A 16,943-nucleotide genomic window follows, 5' to 3' on the forward strand; every position below is an offset into this window, starting at 1 on the left:
TGGATCCTGGGGCCAACGAATCACTCATAGGGGAGCCGGCAAGCCAGCTCCCACATGGACGGCATTGCAGGTGTGTTATCGGGTTTGGACAACCACTTTGCCCACCGCCTTGCGCTGCCCCAGGTCATTGATCGCCTGGGCGGCGTGTTCCAGCGGATACACCTGCGACACCAGCGGCTTGAGCTTGCCTTCGCCGTACCAGGTGAACAATTGCTGGAAATTCGCCGCATTGTCCTGCGGCTGGCGCTGGGCGAATGAACCCCAGAACACCCCGACCACCGCAGCCCCCTTGAGCAATGCCAGGTTCACCGGCAGTTCCGGGATACGCCCGCTGGCGAACCCCACCACCAGCAGGCGACCATTCCAGGCGATGGCACGGATGGCCTGGTCAAACAGATCGCCACCCACCGGATCGTAGATGACATCGGCGCCGTTGCCGTCGGTGAGGCGCTTGATCTCGTCTTTCAGGCCAGTTTCGCTGTAGTTGATCACCTCATCGGCGCCGGCGGCCTTGGCTACCGCGAGTTTGTCCGCGCTGCTGGCGGCGGCGATCACCCGTGCGCCCATGGCCTTGCCGATTTCCACTGCGGCCAGGCCCACGCCACCGGATGCGCCGAGGACCAGCAGGGTTTCGCCGGGCTGCAGGTTGGCGCGTTGTTTCAGCGCGTGCATCGAGGTGCCGTAGGTCATGCTGAAAGCGGCGGCGGTGTTGAAGTCCATGCTCGGCGGGATCGGCAGTACGTTATAGCCCGGCACCGCAACCTGTTCGGCAAAGCTGCCCCAACCGGTCAACGCCATGACCCGGTCACCGACCTTCAGGTGGCTGACCTTTTCCCCCACTTCACTGACCACGCCTGCCGCTTCGCCACCGGGCGAGAACGGGAAGGGCGGCTTGAACTGGTACTTGCCTTCGATGATCAGGGTGTCCGGGAAGTTGACCCCGGCGGCATGCACGTCCAGCAGGATTTCGTTCTTCTTGATCGCCGGGCTCGCGATCTCTTCCAGCACCAGGGTTTCGGCGGGGCCGAAGGCTTTGCACAGCACAGCTTTCATCGGACTATTCCTTTTGGTGTCGTGGCCGATAAGTGTAGGAGGGTACGCCCGTGGGTCAACGAGCATGCCCAGGCCTGATAAGCCGCCATAAGCTTGTGCTCTGCCTTGCTAGCGTTATGCTACCCGGCAACCGAATGTGAGGAATGAACTGTGAAAGCGTGGATCCTGTTGATGCTGGCCCTGACTTTGCCGATGGCAGCCCAGGCCGAAGAAGCCAAGGAAGGCGAGGCGCCGAAGGTCAGCTATATCAGCCTGAGCCCGCCGTTCGTGGGTAACTACGGGCTGGACGGCACAGCGAAACTCAAGGTGTTCAAGGCCGACATCGCCCTGCGCGTGACCGGCACCGAAGCCGCGGCGTTGGTCAAAGCCAATGACCCCTTGATCCGTAACCAACTGGTGGCGCTGTTCACCCAGCAGACCAACGAGGCCATGAGCACCGTTGAAGGCAAGGAAAAGCTGCGCCAGGAAGCGCTCAAGCAAACCCAGCAAGTGATGAACGACGAGACCGGCAAACCGGTGGTGGAAGACCTGTTGTTCAACAACTTGATCATCCAGTAAGCGTCGCAAGCGCACGTGTCGTGGTGGGCCGGCCGGTCCACCACGACACGTGGGTTCCTGTCGGTTACGACGCCAGGCTCTTCCTGAACCGCGCCAACGCCACCGCAAAAAACAGTAGCCCAATCCCCGCCAGCGCCAGCAAGTCTGGCCACACCACACTCACCCCCGCATCCCGAAACAGAATCGCCGCGCTCAAACTGACAAAATGCGTCGACGGCGAGCCCTGCATCACCCACTGCAGCCACTCAGGCATGCTGTCCAGCGGCGTGCTGCCACCTGAGAGCAGTAGCATTGGAATAATCACCGGGATTGCCAGCAGGCCGAACTGCGGCGTCGAGCGGGCGAGGGTGGCGAGGAAGATGCCCAGCGCGGTGCTGGCAAACAGGTAGAGCGCCGTCACCAACAGAAACAAACTCAGCGACCCGGCCAGCGGCACGCCCAGCAGGCCTTTGACCACCACCTCCAGTGACAGCCAGGTGCACAGCACCACCACCAGCATGTTGCTCCAGATTTTCGCCAGCATGATTTCCAGCGCCGTCAGCGGCAGTACCAGCAGGTGGTCGAGGGTGCCGTGCTCGCGCTCGCGTAGCAGTGCGGTGCCGGTCAGGATAATGGCGAGGATGGTGATGTTGTTGACGATCTGGATCACCGCCAGGAACCACCCGCCTTCCAGGTTGGTATTGAACAGCGCCCGAGTGGTGAGCAGCGCAGGTGCCTGGCTGGCGACATCGCCTTGTCCGCTATAGGTCAGCAATTCCCGTTGGAAAATCCGCCCGATGTAGCCCGCGCCCATGAACGCCTGGCTCATGGCCGTGGCATCCACATTCACCTGCACGCCTGGCTGGCGCCCCGCCAGCAGATCGGCCTGGAAATTCGGCGGCACATTGATCACGAAAGTGTATTCACCGCTGTCCATGACCTTGTCCAGTTGGTCGTAGGCCAGCGGCGCGGGCGCCTGGAACTCGGGCGGCTGCAGCGCCTCGGCCATCTGCCGCGACAGCGCACTGTGGTCCTCATCGACAAACGCGACGCTGGCGTTGTGCACGCCGATCACCGAACCCGCGGCGGGCATATAGATAGCGACGGTAAAGGCGTAGAACAGGAACAGCAGCAACACGCTGTCGTGGCGCAGGCTGGTCAGTTCCTTGATCCCCAGGCGCAGGATGTGCGCGAATGTATGCATCAGGCCTCCTGCTTCTTGAGCATGATCAGGCTCAGCCCGGTAAACCCTACGAAAAACCCGAACAGCGCCAGGCACTGCGGCCACAACTGGCGCAGGTCCAGGGCCTTGGTGAACGTGCCCACGGCAATATCCAGGAAGTGCCCGGCCGGAAACAACGTGCCCATCAATGCCGCCGCACCTTCCAGTGACGAGCGCGGCACAATCAGCCCGGAGAACTGGATCGTCGGCAAGCTGGTGATGATCATGGTGCCCAGGATCGCCGCGATCTGCGTACGGGTGAACGCCGAAATCAGCAGGCCCATGCTGGTGGTCGCCAGTACGTACAGCAGGCCGCCGCATGCCAGCGTCAGGGCGCTGCCCTTGAACGGCACGCCGAACAGCCAGCGGTTCATCGCCACCAATACCGCCAGGTTGACCAGGCTCACGGCCAGGTACGGCGCCTGTTTGCCGAGCAGGAATTCCAGGCGGGTCAGTGGCGTGGCGTAGAAGTTGGTGATCGAGCCCAGTTCCTTCTCGCGCACGATGCCGAGGGCGGTGAGCATCGCCGGGATAAACGCCAGGATCAGCGCCATCACGCCGGGGCCGATGGCGTTTACGCTGACCACGTCCTGGTTATAGCGAAAGCGCGTCTCCAGCTTGACGGCCGCCTGGTTGTTGCGTGGCACGCTGCTCAGTTCGGCCAGTTGCGCAAGGTTGCCCTGGTGCACGGCCTCTACGTAGTTACGGCTGGTTTCCGCACGAAACGGCATGCCGCCGTCGAGCCATGCGGCCACCGTGGGCTGGCGACCAGCGTAGAGATCGCGGCCAAAACCGGGCGGGATCTCCAGGGCCAGTTTGATTTCCGAGCGTTGCAAGCGTCGGTGCAGTTCATTCGAGTCCTGAATGGGCAACTGCTCGGCGAAATAGCGGGAGCTGCGAAAGGCCTCCAGGTAGGCACGGCTTTGGGGAGTCTGGTCCTGGTCGTAGACCGCGAACGCGAGGTTTTCCACATCCAGGGAAATGCCGTAGCCGAAGATCACCATCATGAACATCGCACCCAGCAGTGCAAAGGCCATGCGCACTTTGTCGCGCAGCAGTTCCTTGCTTTCGCGGCTGGCCACGGCCAGCAGGCGCGGCAGGCTGAAACCAGGCTTGCTCACGGGCGGTGTGCTGGTTGCGTTGACGGTTGCAGGGGTTGCAGTGGGTGCGGCGGGTTCTGCTTCGCCCTGGGCCTGTTCCAGGCAGGTGACGAAGGCAGCCTCCAGGGTATCGCCGTGGAATTGCCGTTGCAGCGCGTCCGGCGTATCGCAGGCAAGCACCTTGCCCGCGTGCATCAGGGAAATGCGGTCGCAGCGCTGGGCTTCGTTCATGAAGTGGGTGGACAGGAAAATGGTCACGCCCTGCTCGCGGGAAAGCTCGACCAGCAGCCGCCAGAAGTCATCTCGCGCGGCCGGGTCGACACCCGAGGTGGGCTCGTCGAGGATCAGCACTTCCGGGCGGTGCAGCACCGCCACCGCCAGTGACAAGCGCTGGCGCAGGCCAAGGGGCAGTTCGCCGGACGGTTGTTCAGCCACGTCACCGAGGTCGAAACGCTGGATCAACTCGTCAATACGCCGGCCGCTGTCCACCTTGGGCAAGTCGAACAATTGTGCATGCAGCACCAGGTTCTGGCGCACGCTGAGCTCGCCATACAGCGAGAAGCTTTGCGACATGAAGCCCACACGCTTGCGGGTTGCCAGGTCCTTGGCGTTCACCGGATTGCCCAGCAGCATCGCACTGCCTTCAGTGGCCGGCATCAGCCCGGTGAGGACTTTCATGGTGGTGGTCTTGCCGCAGCCGTTGGAGCCGAGGAAGCCGAAGATCTCGCCTCGGCCAATGGCGAAGCTGACCTTGTTCACCGCGGTGAAATCACCAAAGCGCAGGGTCAGGTCATGGGCTTGGATGGCGATATCGGCGTTGGCGTTTGCCCTTGGAGGGATGACCAGCGCTTGGTTGTCGTGGGCGCTGTCGCCCTGGAAGTGGGTAAACGCCTCATCTAATTTGCCGCCGGATGTTGCCGATGCCAGTTCACTGCTCAGGCCGTCCGCGATCAGCTTGCCGCGATCGAGCATGAGGCAATGTTCGAACTGCTCGGCTTCTTCCATATAGGCCGTGGCCACCAGCAGCGTCAATTGCGGGCGCTCGCTGCGTACGCTTTCGACCAGTTCCCAGAAGCGCCGCCGTGACAGCGGGTCAACGCCGGTGGTGGGTTCGTCGAGGATCAACAGGTCCGGGTCGTGGATCAGCGCACAACATAGGCCGAGCTTCTGCTTCATTCCACCGGACAATTTACCGGCCGGGCGGTCGGCAAAGCGTGCGAGGTCGGTGGCCAGCAGCAGGTTGTGCATGCGTTGGTCGCAATCGGCTTTCGACAGGCCGAACAGGGTGGCAAAGAACCGGATGTTTTCGCGGATGGACAGTTCGGGGTACAGGTTGCCACCCAAACCCTGGGGCATAAAGGCAATGCGCGGGTACAGACTGTTGCGGTGACGACGGTCCTCGATGGCGCCACCGAGCACGTGTAACTGGCCGTCCTGGAGCTTTTTGACCCCGGCGATCAAGCCCAGCAGGCTCGACTTGCCCGCGCCATCCGGGCCAATCAACCCGCAGCGCGTGCCGGCCGGCAAGCTGAACGTGATGTCGACCAGTGCTTGCTGCTTGCCGTAGCGGTGGTTGATCCCCGTCGCCTGCAGCGCCAGGGCGGTCATTGCAGGTTGGCCGGCCAGTCAATGTCAGCCGTGCGCACATAGCCTGCGCCGGGCATACCCGGTTTGGCCTGGGGCACGGCGCTGGGTTGGGCCAGGCGCAGTTTGACGCGGAACACCAGTTTCTGGCGTTCGTCGCGGGTTTCCACTTCCTTGGGCGTGAATTGGGATTTGGCGGCGACAAAACTGATCTTGGCCGGCAGCGGCTGGTCGGGCAAGGCGTCGAGCAGGATGCGTGCGTCACTGCCGACGGTGAGGCGGCCGGTCACGGAGGCGGGCAGGTAGAGGTTCATGTATTGATCATTGGGATCGATCAACAGTAATACACGCCCGCCCGCGCCCAGCACTTCACCCGGCTCGGCCAGGCGCAGCTGGATAGTGCCGTCGATAGGCGCGCGCAGGCTGCTGTCGTCGATCTCGCTGGTGAGCTGGGCCACTTGGGCCTCGGCGGCACCGATGGCGGCTTTTACCGAGTTGACCTGGGCCTGCGCAGCAACCACCGCCGCGTTTCCGGTGTTTTGCCGTGCCTGCTGTTGGTCGATCAGTTGGCTGCTGGCGAAGCCACGCTTGTACAGCTCCTGGGTGCGCTTGAGTTCCTGGTTGGCCAGCAGTTGTTCGCTCTGGCGCAGTTGCACGTTGGCTTCGGCGGCGGCGAAGTTTTCCTTGGCGCGCAGTACTTCGGCTTCGGCCTGTGCGCGCTGGGCTTCGAGGGTGCGGGTGTCCATGCGTGCGAGCAGTTGGCCCTTGAGCACCTTGTCGCCTTCGTCGACGCGCACGTCGGCCAGGCGCCCGGGGATCTTCGCAGCGATCTGCACTTCAGTAGATTCCAGGCGGCCATTGCCCATGCTCAGGCCGTCGGGCAGGCGGTCCTGGGTGGAGCGCCAGTAACCGAAGGCGCCTGCGCCCAGTAACAGGACGATCAGTGCGCTGGCGAAAAGGCGGGAGGTGCGGTGATTCGTCGACATGGCTGCTTCCTGCGGCATTAGCGTCCTAGTTTGAACGGTTTGCCCCGGCGGGGCGTTGATACCGGTCAGTTAAAGCAAATGGATCACGGCGGCCCATTGCTCGGGCGTGACGGCCATCACCGATAGCCGGCTGCCTTTTTGCACCAGGGGCAGTTCGGCAAGGGCGGTTTGCTGCTTGAGGTAACCCAGTCCGAGAACCTTGGGGAAGGTCTGGACGTGGGCGACATTGATCGCGCTCCACGGATTCTTTTCCGGGGTGGCCTTTGCGTCGAAGTAGTGGCTTTCTGGCTCCAGTGCCGTAGGGTCCGGGTAGGCCGCCTCGACGATTTTGCCGATGCCGGCGATGCCCGGCTCGGGGCAACTGGAGTGGTAGAAGAAAAATTCGTCACCCACTGCCATGGCACGCAGGAAGTTGCGCGCCTGGTAGTTGCGCACCCCGTCCCAACGCGCTTCGCCGAGCTTTTCCAAGCCTTTTATGGAGAGTTCGTCGGGCTCGGATTTCATCAGCCAGTAGGCCATTTTTGGGCTCCTGAAAAAGGGCGTGGGCAAGTTGTCAGGCAATTTGATGACAAACCGACAGTCGGTTGGCGCCAAGGTTTGCGTGTTGGTTCACGTTACCGCAGAATGCCGGCTTTTAAAGCTTGACGCAGCTGCAACGGACTACTTTGGAACGTTGTTGTCATCGTGTACGAGGTGCCTGAAGGGGGGCAATCGATGCAACGTAAACCGGATTTACTATGGATTTTGGTGATTTTGTTTGGTCTGGGCGTCGTGACCACCGGGTATGCCCAAAGCTTGTGGTCGAACAAGACCGATGCTCCCGTTGAACTGGCTCAGCAGCAGCCACAACCGTTCAAGCGCTGACCCTTCTTCAAGGCGCCGCTGACTCCAGTGGCGTCTTCGCAATATACCAATGCTTATCGGTGACGGTGCCTGCCAAGGGCACATCCCAGCTCGCCTGCGCCAATCGTTCGACTTTCTGACATTCATGGGCCAGCCCCAGCAGCGTCGGCTTGCGCCAGCTCTGACGACGCGCCAGGTACGCCAGGCTGCGATCGTAGAACCCGCCGCCCATGCCCAGGCGTCCCCCCGCATCATCGAACCCCACCAATGGCAGCAGCACCAGGTCCAGTGCCCAGACCTTGCGTTGCCGGCTGATATTCACCCGTGGTTCCAGGATGCGAAAGCGATTGGGCAGCAGCTTTTCCCCAGGCCGTACGCGCTGGAACACCATCTTGGTCCGCGGCCAGGCGCTGAGCACCGGCAGGTAGGTGGCCTTGCCCCGGCGCTGGGCAGCGCGCAGCAGCAGTCGCGGGTCGATTTCGCCGTCCGTCGGTAGATACAACGAGATATGTTTGGCCCGGCGAAACAGCGGGTGCTGTGCCAGTTGCCGATACAGGCCGTGGGCGGCCTTGCGCTGCTCGCTCGGCGTGAGGGCGCGGCGGGCATTGCGCAACATGCGTCGAAGTTGCGGACGGGAAAGCGGCGCAGGTTCGGTCATGGTTTTCGGCTCATAAAACAATGCCAGTCCGAGGACTGGCATTGAGTTTGGGAATTCAGGCTCCCCGACAGAGCCGCTGTCGACTTAGCCCTTGAACCCGAAAGTTCAAGGTGGAAGATGCAGTAGGCTTTAAGGCTTTCCGTCTAGCGGACATGCACACCAGCCCAACGTGCAACTTCCAGGGTAGTGCGAATCGGCTCAGGGACATCGCCGACTGGCAAACACGCCAGGGAGTGGGGCGAGTATACCTTAAACAGTCGCGGCAATCAGCCCTTGGGTGCGTCTGAATCGCTGGAAAGCACCAGGTCGACACGTTCCAGCAGGTCACGCACCTGCTCGCGCGTCGAGCCGCTGGCCTGCACGTCAGGGCGTTCCTGCTTATGCAGCAAATCGTGGGTGATATTCAGCGCGGCCATCACGGCGATGCGATCGGCACCGATCACTTTGCCGCTGCTGCGGATCTCACGCATCTTGCCATCCAGGTAGCGGGCGGCGCTCACCAGGTTGCTGCGCTCTTCCTGGGGGCAGATGATCGAATACTCTTTATCGAGGATCTGCACGGTGACGCTATTGCTTGAACTCATGAGTCTTGCTCCAGGGCCTTCAGGCGCGAAATCATCGATTCGACCTTACGCCGGGCGATTTCGTTTTTTTCAATGAGGTGAGCGCGTTCCTCGCGCCAGGTCTTTTCCTGAGCTAATAGGAGTCCGTTTTGACTCTTAAGTTGCTCGACCCGAGTAATTAGCAATTCGAGTCTGGCCATCAGCGCTTGCAGGTCGGTGTCTTCCATTGGGTTCCACTGGATTTGTCTGATGAATGGCAACTGCAGGATAAACGATCTGACGCCCTTGATAGTCTTGGTACGTCTGCCGGTGCTAGGATACAGCGCTCCATTCTAGACATTGCGCCGTCTGGCGCCTAGCTCACCATGCCCATTCAGAACTCCCCGTACGATGCTTTCTCCAAACTGCTGAGCGCCAGCGGCCACCCCTGCTCGCCTGCCGAACTGCACGGCGTGTTGCTGGGTCGCAGCTGCACCGGCGTTGGCTTTGATGCCGACAACTGGCTGGCCGATGTGGCCGAGCTGCTGGAAACCGAACCGACCGAGAACGTGCGTAACGCGCTGATCGGCCTGCAAGAAATGGTCAAGGGCGAGCTGACCGGTGATGACGTCACCGTGGTCTTGCTGCTGCCGACCGACGATGCGCCGCTCACCGAACGCGCTGCCGCCCTGGGCCAATGGTGCCAAGGTTTCCTCCACGGTTTCGGCGTAAACGCCGGCGGCCTGGAGCTGAGCACCGATGCCCAGGAAGTGTTGCAGGATTTGGCAGCCATCTCCCAGGTGCAAGATGCCCTGGAAGAATCCGAAGACGGCGAAAGCGACTACATGGAAGTGATGGAATACCTGCGCGTCGCGCCGCTGCTGCTGTTCACCGAGACCAAGAAGTCCGCTGAGCCTGCTGCACCCAAGCCGTCGCTGCATTAAGAAAGGAAGCCCATCTGCCCATGATCCATATCCCCAGAGCGGAATACACCCGACGCCGCAAGGCGCTCATGGCGCAGATGGAACCCAACAGCATCGCGATCCTGCCGGCCGCGGCCGTGGCGATCCGCAACCGTGACGTCGAGCATGTGTACCGCCAGGACAGTGACTTCCAGTACCTGAGCGGTTTCCCCGAGCCCGAAGCGGTGATCGTGCTGATGCCCGGTCGCCAGCACGGCGAGTACGTGCTGTTCTGCCGCGAGCGCAATGCCGAACGCGAACTGTGGGATGGCCTGCGCGCCGGCACCGAAGGCGCGATCCGTGACTTCGGCGCCGACGATGCCTTCCCCATCACTGATATCGACGACATCCTGCCCGGCCTCATCGAAGGCCGCGACCGGGTGTATTCGGCCATGGGCAGCAACGCTGAATTCGATCGGCACCTGATGGAGTGGATCAATGTGATCCGCTCTAAAGCGCACCTGGGCGCGCAGCCGCCGAATGAATTCGTTGCCCTGGATCATCTGCTCCACGACATGCGCCTGTATAAATCGGCGGCAGAAGTGAAGGTGATGCGCGAGGCCGCACGAATCTCCTGCGCCGCCCATGTGCGGGCAATGCAGGCCAGCCGCGCCGGTTTGCGCGAATTCAGCCTGGAAGCCGAGCTGGATTATGAATTCCGCAAGGGTGGCGCGAAGATGCCTGCTTATGGCTCCATCGTCGCCGCCGGGCGCAACAGTTGCATCCTGCATTACCAGCAGAATGACGCAGTGCTCAAGGACGGCGACCTGGTGCTGATCGACGCCGGTTGCGAGATCGATTGCTACGCCAGCGACATCACGCGCACCTGGCCGGTCAACGGCAAGTTTTCGCCGGAACAGAAGGCGATCTACGAGATTGTGCTGGCTTCCCAGGAAGCCGCCTTTGCCGAGATCGCGCCGAACAAACATTGGAACCAGGCCCATGAAGCGACGGTGCGCGTGATTACCTCCGGGCTGGTCGAGCTGGGGCTGCTCCAGGGTGACGTCGACGAACTGATCGCCAGCGAAGCGTACCGCGCCTTCTACATGCACCGCGCCGGGCACTGGCTGGGCATGGATGTGCATGATGTGGGCGAGTACAAAGTCGGCGGTGAATGGCGTGTGCTGGAAGTCGGCATGGCATTGACCGTGGAGCCGGGGATCTACATTTCGCCGGACAACCAGAACGTGGCAAAGAAATGGCGTGGCATTGGCGTACGCATCGAGGACGACGTGGTAGTGACCAAGCAAGGCTGTGAAATCCTGACCGGCGGCGTGCCCAAGACCGTCGCTGACATCGAAGCGCTGATGGCGGCCGCCCGATGAGCCGGGTCAACCTGGCGATCATCGGTGGTGGCCTGGTGGGCGCCAGCCTGGCGCTGGCGTTGCAGGCCGGGGCCAAGGCGCGAGGCTGGAAGATCGTGCTGATCGAACCCTTCGCGCCGGGCGACAGCTACCAGCCGAGCTACGATGCGCGCTCTTCAGCGCTGTCCTTTGGCGCCCGGCAGATCTATCAGCGCCTGGGCCTGTGGCAGGACATTTCCCGCCGCGCCGAGCCGATCAAGCAGATCCACGTGTCGGACCGTGGGCGTTTCTCCACCGCGCGTTTGTCCGCCATGGAGGAGGGCGTGCCGGCCCTCGGTTACGTGGTGGAAAACGCCTGGCTGGGCCAATGCCTGTGGCAAGGCCTGGACAAAGACGTGGTCAGTTGGCGTTGCCCGGCGGAAGTCACGCGCATGGAGCCGCTGCCCGATGGCTACCGCCTGGTCCTCAACGATGAAACCGTGCTGGACTGCGACCTCGCCGTACTGGCCGATGGTGGCCGCTCCGGACTGCGCGAACAGCTGGGCATTGGCGTGAAAACCCGTCCGTACAACCAGAGCGCGCTGATCGCCAACATTACCCCGAGCGAATCGCATAACGGCGAAGCGTTCGAGCGCTTCACCGACGAAGGCCCGATGGCCCTGTTACCGCTGCCGGACAACCGCTGCGCGCTGGTCTGGACCCGTATTGGCATGGATGCGCAGCGCCTGGCCAACCTCGACGAGCGTAGCTTCTTGAGCGAATTGCAGGGCGTGTTTGGCTACCGCCTGGGCACGCTCAAGCAAGTGGGGGCCCGCCACCTGTACCCGTTGACGCTGGTGGAAGCCGAGGAACAAGTGCGTTCCCACCTGGCCGTCCTCGGCAACGCCGCCCACAGCCTGCATCCGATCGCCGGGCAGGGCTTCAACCTGTCCCTGCGCGATGCGCATGCGTTGGCCGAGGCCTTGCTGGCAGGGCCGCAGGTGCCGGGTGACCTGGCAACCTTGCAAGGCTATCGCGAGCGCCAGCGCCTGGATCAGAAACTCACCGTGGGCTTCTCCGACCAGGTCACCCGACTGTTTGGCAGCGCCCAGCCGCTGGTCGCGCTAGGCCGCAACATGGGCCTGCTGGGCCTGGACCTGTTGCCACCGGCCAAGCGCTGGTTCGCCCGCCAGGCCATGGGCCTGGGCACGCGACCCGATGCGTAAGGGGTTGATCGAGCGCCTGGGCAAGGCGCGGTTGTTGCGTTGGGTCATGACCCTGTATCCGCCCTACCTGGGGGCGGGGGTCAGCGTCCGGCACATGAGCGCCGACTTTCGTCACGTCAAAGTGCGCATGGGCCTGGGCTGGTACAACCGCAACTATGTCGGCACGCAATTCGGCGGCAGCCTGTATTCGATGGTCGACCCGTTCTACATGCTGATGCTGATGGAGAACCTGGGGCGCGATTACATCGTGTGGGACAAGGCCGCGAGTATCGACTTCGTTTCGCCGGGCAAAGGCCCGGTGTATGCCGAATTTTCCATCGACGAGGCCTTGCTGGACGAGATTCGTCGACAGACCGAAGGTGGCGAGAAATATTTGCCCCACCTCGAGGTGCAGATTCATGACGGCTCCGGCACCCTGGTGGCGCGGGTCGATAAAACCCTTTACGTGCGGCGCAAGCCGCCAGTGAGACAGGCTTAAAGCATGGACATGCGCGCAGATGTGCTGATTGTCGGGGCCGGAATGGTCGGAAGCGCCCTGGCGCTGGCGTTGCAGGGCAGTGGCTTGCAGGTGCTGCTGCTCGACGGCAGCCCGCTGAGTGTCAAGCCGTTCGACCGCGACGCGGCCTTCGAGCCCCGGGTGAGTGCCTTGTCCGCCGCCAGCCAGCGCATCCTCGAGCGCCTGGGTGTATGGGACGGCATCGTCTCACGGCGCGCCAGCCCCTACGGCGAGATGCAGGTGTGGGACGGCAGCGGCACCGGGCAGATCCACTTCTCGGCGGCCAGCGTGCATGCCGAGGTGCTCGGGCACATCGTCGAGAACCGCGTGGTTCAGGATGCCTTGCTTGACCGCCTGCATGACTGCGACCTGGGCCTGCTTGCCAATGCACGCCTGGAACAGATGCGCCGCTCCGGCGATGACTGGCTGCTGACGTTGGCCGATGGGCGCAAATTGCGCGCGCCCCTGGTGGTGGCCGCAGACGGCGCCCATTCCGCTGTGCGCCGCCTGACCGGCACCGCGACCCGCGAATGGGATTACCTGCATAACGCCATCGTTACCAGCGTGCGCAGCAGCCAGCCGCATCAGCGCACGGCATGGCAACGGTTTACCGATACCGGCCCACTGGCGTTTTTGCCGCTGGTGCGGGATGGACAGGAGGATTGGTGCTCGATCGTCTGGTCGACCACGCCGGCCGAATCTGAACGCTTGATGGCGTTGGACGATGAAAGCTTTTGCCGTGAACTGGAGCGCGCCTTCGAAGGGCAACTGGGTCACGTGATCAGCGCCGACCCGCGTGTCTGCGTGCCGTTGCGTCAGCGACATGCCAAGCGCTATGTGGCCGAAGGCCTGGCGTTGATTGGCGACGCGGCCCATGTCATCCACCCCTTGGCGGGGCAGGGCGTGAACCTGGGTTTCCTGGATGCCGCGGTGTTGGCCGAAGTGCTGTTGGCGGCGACCGAGCGGGGTGAACGACTGGCGGACGTGAAGGTGCTGAGCCGTTACGAACGTCGACGCATGCCGCACAACCTGGCGTTGATGGCAGCGATGGAAGGTTTCGAGCGCCTGTTCCAGGCCGATCAACTGCCGCTGCGCTGGTTGCGCAATGCCGGCCTGAAGCTCGTCGACCAGATGCCCGAAGCCAAGGCGGTGTTCGTGCGCCAAGCCTTGGGCTTGACCGGTGACTTGCCCGATCTCGCCAAACCCCTATAGGCGCGGCCCGACAGCGTAACCCCACGATCCAGAAATGTGGGAGCGGGCTTGCCCGCGAAAGCGGCCTGACGGGCGACCTGGGTATTGGATCAGATCGAGTACATACCTGTTATCCAGGTAACGGCCACTTTGGGTTCCTGGGGGGCGCCTTGGATCAAAAGCAGGATCAAGCTCAAGAGCTACTCGCGTCGCAGCGTGGTTAGCGTTCGTTGTCAGGGCGTTCACAGTGCAAATCCGGGCTGCAACATCTAGTAACGCCTCCACCAAGCGCCACTAAATGTGAGTCCTTATCATTTGCCCTCTTTTTGCAAATGAGAGACCGTCCCCATGTTGGCACCCAAGCGGCTCCTGACTGCTCTGGCACTCACCCTGATCGGCAGCACCACTGTGCAGGCGGCCGACGAAGTGGTGGTCTACTCCTCGCGCATCGACGAACTGATCAAGCCGGTGTTCGATGCCTATACCAAGAAGACCGGCGTGCAGGTGAAGTTCATCACCGACAAGGAAGCCCCGCTGATGCAGCGCATCAAGGCCGAGGGCGAAAACGCCACTGCCGACCTGCTGCTCACTGTTGATGCTGGGAACCTCTGGCAGGCCGAGCAAATGGGTATCCTGCAACCGTTCACCTCGGCGGTGATCGACAAGAATATTCCCCTGCAATATCGCTCTTCCAAACACACCTGGACCGGCTTGAGCCTGCGTGCCCGGACCATCGCCTATTCCACCGACCGGGTCAAACCGGGTGACCTCACGACTTACGAGGCCCTGGCCGACAAGCAGTGGGAAGGCCGCCTGTGCCTGCGCACGGCGAAAAAGGTCTACAACCAGTCGCTGACTGCCACCCTGATCGAAACCCACGGCGCGGCCAAGACCGAGGAAATCGTCAAGGGCTGGGTCAACAACCTGTCCACTGACGTGTTCTCCGATGACATTGCCGTGCTCGAAGCCATCAACGCCGGGCAGTGCGACGTGGGCATCGTCAACACCTACTACTACGGGCGCCTGCACAAGCAGAAGCCGGACCTGGCGGTGAAGCTGTTCTGGCCGAACCAGGGCGACCGTGGCGTGCACGTGAACCTGTCGGGTATCGGCCTGACCCAGCACGCGCCGCACCCGGAAGCGGCCAAGGCGCTGGTGGAGTGGATGACCACGCCTGAGGCGCAAAAGATCTTCGCCGACGTGAACCAGGAGTTCCCAGCCAACCCAGCGGTGCCGCCGTCGGCCGAAGTGGCGACCTGGGGCAAGTTCGTGGCGGATACCTTGCCGGTGGAAGTGGCGGGCAAACGCCAGGCTGAGGCGATTCGGTTGATGGATCGGGCTGGCTGGAACTGATACACATTTAAAAAACACTGCAGTCCAAATGTGGGAGCTGGCTAGCCTGCGATAGCATCACCTCGGTATGACACGGATATACCGAGGTGTCTGCATCGCAGGCTAGCCAGCTCCCACATTGGCTAGCGGCGACTTCAAGATATTCATCCACTGAGAATAACCTTTGGCCCACCCCGCCCAACGCCGTTGGTACCTGCCGGTCTTCACCGTCGCCGCCTTGGTGCTGATGCCGCTGAGCGTGCTGTTGCTGTCCTGGCAAAGTATCGACAACCAGATCTGGTCGCACCTCTGGGAAACCCAGATGCCGCGCTTGCTGGGCAATACGCTGACCCTGGTGGTGGGTGTCGGTGTCGGCGTGACTGTGCTGGGTGTCAGCCTGGCCTGGCTGACCAGCCTCTGCGAGTTTCCCGGCCGTCGCTGGCTCGACTGGGCGCTGATGCTGCCTTTCGCCATTCCTGCGTATGTGCTGGCGTTCGTGTTTGTCGGCCTGCTGGACTTCTCAGGGCCTGTGCAAACCCTGCTGCGCGAATGGTTCGGCTCCGGCTTGAGGCTGCCGCGGGTGCGTTCCACCAGCGGTGTGATCATCGTGCTGGTGCTGGTGTTCTACCCCTACGTCTACTTGCTGGCGCGCAGCGCATTCCTGGCCCAGGGCAAAGGCTTGATGGAAGCGGCGCGGGTGCTTGGGCAATCACCCTGGCGAGCGTTCTGGCACGTGGCCCTGCCCATGGCACGGCCGGCGATTGGTGCCGGAGTGGCGCTGGCGCTGATGGAAACCCTGGCGGATTTCGGCGCGGTTTCGGTGTTCAACTTCGACACGTTCACCACGGCCATCTACAAGACGTGGTACGGCTTTTTCAGCCTTTCCAGCGCCGCCCAATTGGCCAGCCTGTTGCTGCTGGTGGTGATGCTGGTGTTGTATGGCGAGCGGCGTGCCCGGGGCGCGAGCCGACCGAGCAATGAGCGACCACGGGGCAGGGCGCTGTATCACCTGCGCGGACTCAAGGCTGCAGCGGCCACGAGCTGGTGTGGGTTGGTGGTCGCCTGCGCCTTTGTCATCCCGATGCTGCAACTGGTGGCCTGGTTCTGGCAGCGCGGCCGCTTCGATCTGGACGAGCGTTATTTTGGCTTGATCATCCATACCCTTTACTTGGGGGGTATCGCCGCCTTGATTACCGTCAGCGTGGCACTGGTGCTGGCCTTCGCCAATCGCCTGGCGCCGACCCGAGCGATCCGCTCCGGCATCAGCCTGGCCAATGTCGGCTACGCGCTGCCGGGCTCGGTGCTGGCAGTGTCGATCATGTTGGCGTTCAGCTACCTGGACCGTGAACTGGTGGTGCCGCTGTCCGGTTGGCTCGGCGGTGCGGGCAAGCCGTTGCTGTTAGGCAGCCTGTCGGCCTTGGTGCTGGCTTATCTGGTGCGTTTCCTGGCGGTGGCCTATGGGCCGCTGGAAAATAGCCTGGCGCGTATCCGGCCGTCCTTGCCGGAGGCTGCACGCAGTCTTGGCGTCAGTGGCCCACGACTGTTTTGCAAAGTGTATCTACCGTTGCTGATGCCGGGGGCCTTGAGCGCGGCGCTGCTGGTGTTTGTCGATGTGCTCAAGGAAATGCCCGCTACCCTGCTGATGCGCCCATTTGGCTGGGACACCCTGGCGGTGCGGATCTTTGAAATGACCAGCGAAGGCGAGTGGGCACGGGCCTCTTTGCCGGCGTTGACCCTGGTGCTTGTGGGCCTGTTACCGGTGATCGGGCTGATCCGACGCTCCGCCCGGCAAATCGGTTAGGTGCCAGTCCTACGGCTTGCAGCTACAATGCGCGGCATTCGGTGCGGTCCGTCTTTCGGATCGAGTCGCTGGGCGTGGCTGCAGGCCTTGTAATTCAAGGTGTCCGGCACGAACGGCAAGGCTGCGC

Annotated in this window: 17 protein-coding genes and 1 other RNA gene; 9 read left to right on the top strand and 9 right to left on the bottom strand. The window is 62.6% G+C overall.

All coding sequences use genetic code 11. The features are described from left to right. Positions 1-75 precede the first annotated feature (75 nt). Positions 76-1,053 carry an NADPH:quinone oxidoreductase family protein gene (locus CQ002_RS01810; RefSeq protein WP_034110148.1) on the bottom strand — a complete coding sequence of 326 codons (978 nt, stop codon included), beginning with the start codon at positions 1,051-1,053 and terminating at the stop codon, positions 76-78. Between the two features lie 150 nt (positions 1,054-1,203). On the opposite strand from CQ002_RS01810, the gene CQ002_RS01815 reads away from it, so the two are divergent. Further along, the gene (locus CQ002_RS01815) at positions 1,204-1,611 is read left to right on the top strand and encodes a flagellar basal body-associated protein FliL (RefSeq protein ID WP_015886451.1); all 408 of its coding nucleotides are present in this window, start codon (positions 1,204-1,206) and stop codon (positions 1,609-1,611) included. A 64-nt stretch (positions 1,612-1,675) separates the two neighbouring features. Here CQ002_RS01815 and CQ002_RS01820 read toward each other — a convergent pair whose 3' ends face one another. The 4 genes from CQ002_RS01820 to CQ002_RS01835 form a co-directional block, all read right to left on the bottom strand. After that, positions 1,676-2,794: an ABC transporter permease gene (locus CQ002_RS01820; protein WP_105163036.1), complete on the bottom strand. Its 1,119-nt coding sequence runs from the start codon at positions 2,792-2,794 to the stop codon at positions 1,676-1,678. Next, entirely contained in the window at positions 2,794-5,520 is a 2,727-nt protein-coding gene (gene rbbA / locus CQ002_RS01825; RefSeq protein ID WP_105163035.1) for a ribosome-associated ATPase/putative transporter RbbA, read from the bottom strand. The genes CQ002_RS01820 and rbbA overlap by 1 nt, the downstream gene beginning before the upstream one ends. Beyond that, positions 5,517-6,482 (bottom strand): HlyD family secretion protein, encoded by a 966-nt coding sequence (locus CQ002_RS01830; RefSeq protein ID WP_105163034.1) that lies wholly within the window; start codon positions 6,480-6,482, stop codon positions 5,517-5,519. The genes rbbA and CQ002_RS01830 overlap by 4 nt, the downstream gene beginning before the upstream one ends. A 69-nt stretch (positions 6,483-6,551) precedes the next feature. Beyond that, a complete protein-coding gene (locus tag CQ002_RS01835) occupies positions 6,552-7,001 on the bottom strand; it encodes an EVE domain-containing protein (protein WP_034110140.1) in 450 nt (149 codons plus the stop codon). A gap of 195 nt (positions 7,002-7,196) precedes the next feature. On the opposite strand from CQ002_RS01835, the gene CQ002_RS28270 reads away from it, so the two are divergent. Continuing rightward, positions 7,197-7,346: a hypothetical protein gene (locus CQ002_RS28270; protein ID WP_010207387.1), complete on the top strand. Its 150-nt coding sequence runs from the start codon at positions 7,197-7,199 to the stop codon at positions 7,344-7,346. Between the two features lie 7 nt (positions 7,347-7,353). On the opposite strand, the gene CQ002_RS01840 is transcribed toward CQ002_RS28270, so the two are convergent. The 4 genes from CQ002_RS01840 to CQ002_RS01855 all read right to left on the bottom strand — a co-directional run bounded on the left by CQ002_RS01840 (position 7,354) and on the right by CQ002_RS01855 (position 8,773). Then, a complete protein-coding gene (locus CQ002_RS01840; protein ID WP_034110138.1) occupies positions 7,354-7,983 on the bottom strand; it encodes a 5-formyltetrahydrofolate cyclo-ligase in 630 nt (209 codons plus the stop codon). A 57-nt stretch (positions 7,984-8,040) separates the two neighbouring features. After that, positions 8,041-8,219: non-coding RNA, 6S RNA (ssrS, locus tag CQ002_RS01845), on the bottom strand. Positions 8,220-8,249: 30 nt separating this feature from the next. Beyond that, positions 8,250-8,567: a cell division protein ZapA gene (locus tag CQ002_RS01850; RefSeq protein ID WP_010207385.1), complete on the bottom strand. Its 318-nt coding sequence runs from the start codon at positions 8,565-8,567 to the stop codon at positions 8,250-8,252. Then, complete coding sequence (locus CQ002_RS01855) at positions 8,564-8,773, bottom strand: TIGR02449 family protein (RefSeq protein WP_007982902.1); 210 nt, start codon at positions 8,771-8,773, stop codon at positions 8,564-8,566. The genes CQ002_RS01850 and CQ002_RS01855 overlap by 4 nt, the downstream gene beginning before the upstream one ends. Before the next feature lie 138 nt (positions 8,774-8,911). Here CQ002_RS01855 and CQ002_RS01860 point away from each other — a divergent pair, with 138 nt between their 5' ends. From CQ002_RS01860 to CQ002_RS01890, 7 genes are all read left to right on the top strand, one after another. After that, positions 8,912-9,469, top strand: a complete 558-nt coding sequence (locus CQ002_RS01860; protein WP_025857400.1) for a YecA family protein — start codon at positions 8,912-8,914, stop codon at positions 9,467-9,469. Between the two features lie 20 nt (positions 9,470-9,489). Beyond that, positions 9,490-10,812, top strand: a complete 1,323-nt coding sequence (gene pepP, locus CQ002_RS01865) for a Xaa-Pro aminopeptidase (RefSeq protein WP_034110134.1) — start codon at positions 9,490-9,492, stop codon at positions 10,810-10,812. Then, positions 10,809-11,996 (top strand): 2-octaprenyl-6-methoxyphenyl hydroxylase, encoded by a 1,188-nt coding sequence (gene ubiH / locus CQ002_RS01870; RefSeq protein WP_034110132.1) that lies wholly within the window; start codon positions 10,809-10,811, stop codon positions 11,994-11,996. Before pepP ends, ubiH begins: the two co-directional genes overlap by 4 nt. After that, positions 11,989-12,474, top strand: a complete 486-nt coding sequence (locus CQ002_RS01875) for a DUF4442 domain-containing protein (RefSeq protein WP_034110130.1) — start codon at positions 11,989-11,991, stop codon at positions 12,472-12,474. Before ubiH ends, CQ002_RS01875 begins: the two co-directional genes overlap by 8 nt. Before the next feature lie 9 nt (positions 12,475-12,483). After that, positions 12,484-13,704, top strand: a complete 1,221-nt coding sequence (locus CQ002_RS01880) for a 2-octaprenyl-3-methyl-6-methoxy-1,4-benzoquinol hydroxylase (RefSeq protein ID WP_164403475.1) — start codon at positions 12,484-12,486, stop codon at positions 13,702-13,704. A 327-nt stretch (positions 13,705-14,031) separates the two neighbouring features. Continuing rightward, positions 14,032-15,036, top strand: coding sequence for an extracellular solute-binding protein (locus CQ002_RS01885; protein ID WP_034110126.1), 1,005 nt, complete (start codon positions 14,032-14,034; stop codon positions 15,034-15,036). A 163-nt stretch (positions 15,037-15,199) separates the two neighbouring features. After that, entirely contained in the window at positions 15,200-16,816 is a 1,617-nt protein-coding gene (locus CQ002_RS01890; RefSeq protein ID WP_034110124.1) for an iron ABC transporter permease, read from the top strand. Positions 16,817-16,943 lie beyond the last annotated feature (127 nt).

It is taken from the genome of Pseudomonas sp. MYb13 (assembly GCF_002980075.1).
Lineage (GTDB): Bacteria > Pseudomonadota > Gammaproteobacteria > Pseudomonadales > Pseudomonadaceae > Aquipseudomonas > Aquipseudomonas lurida.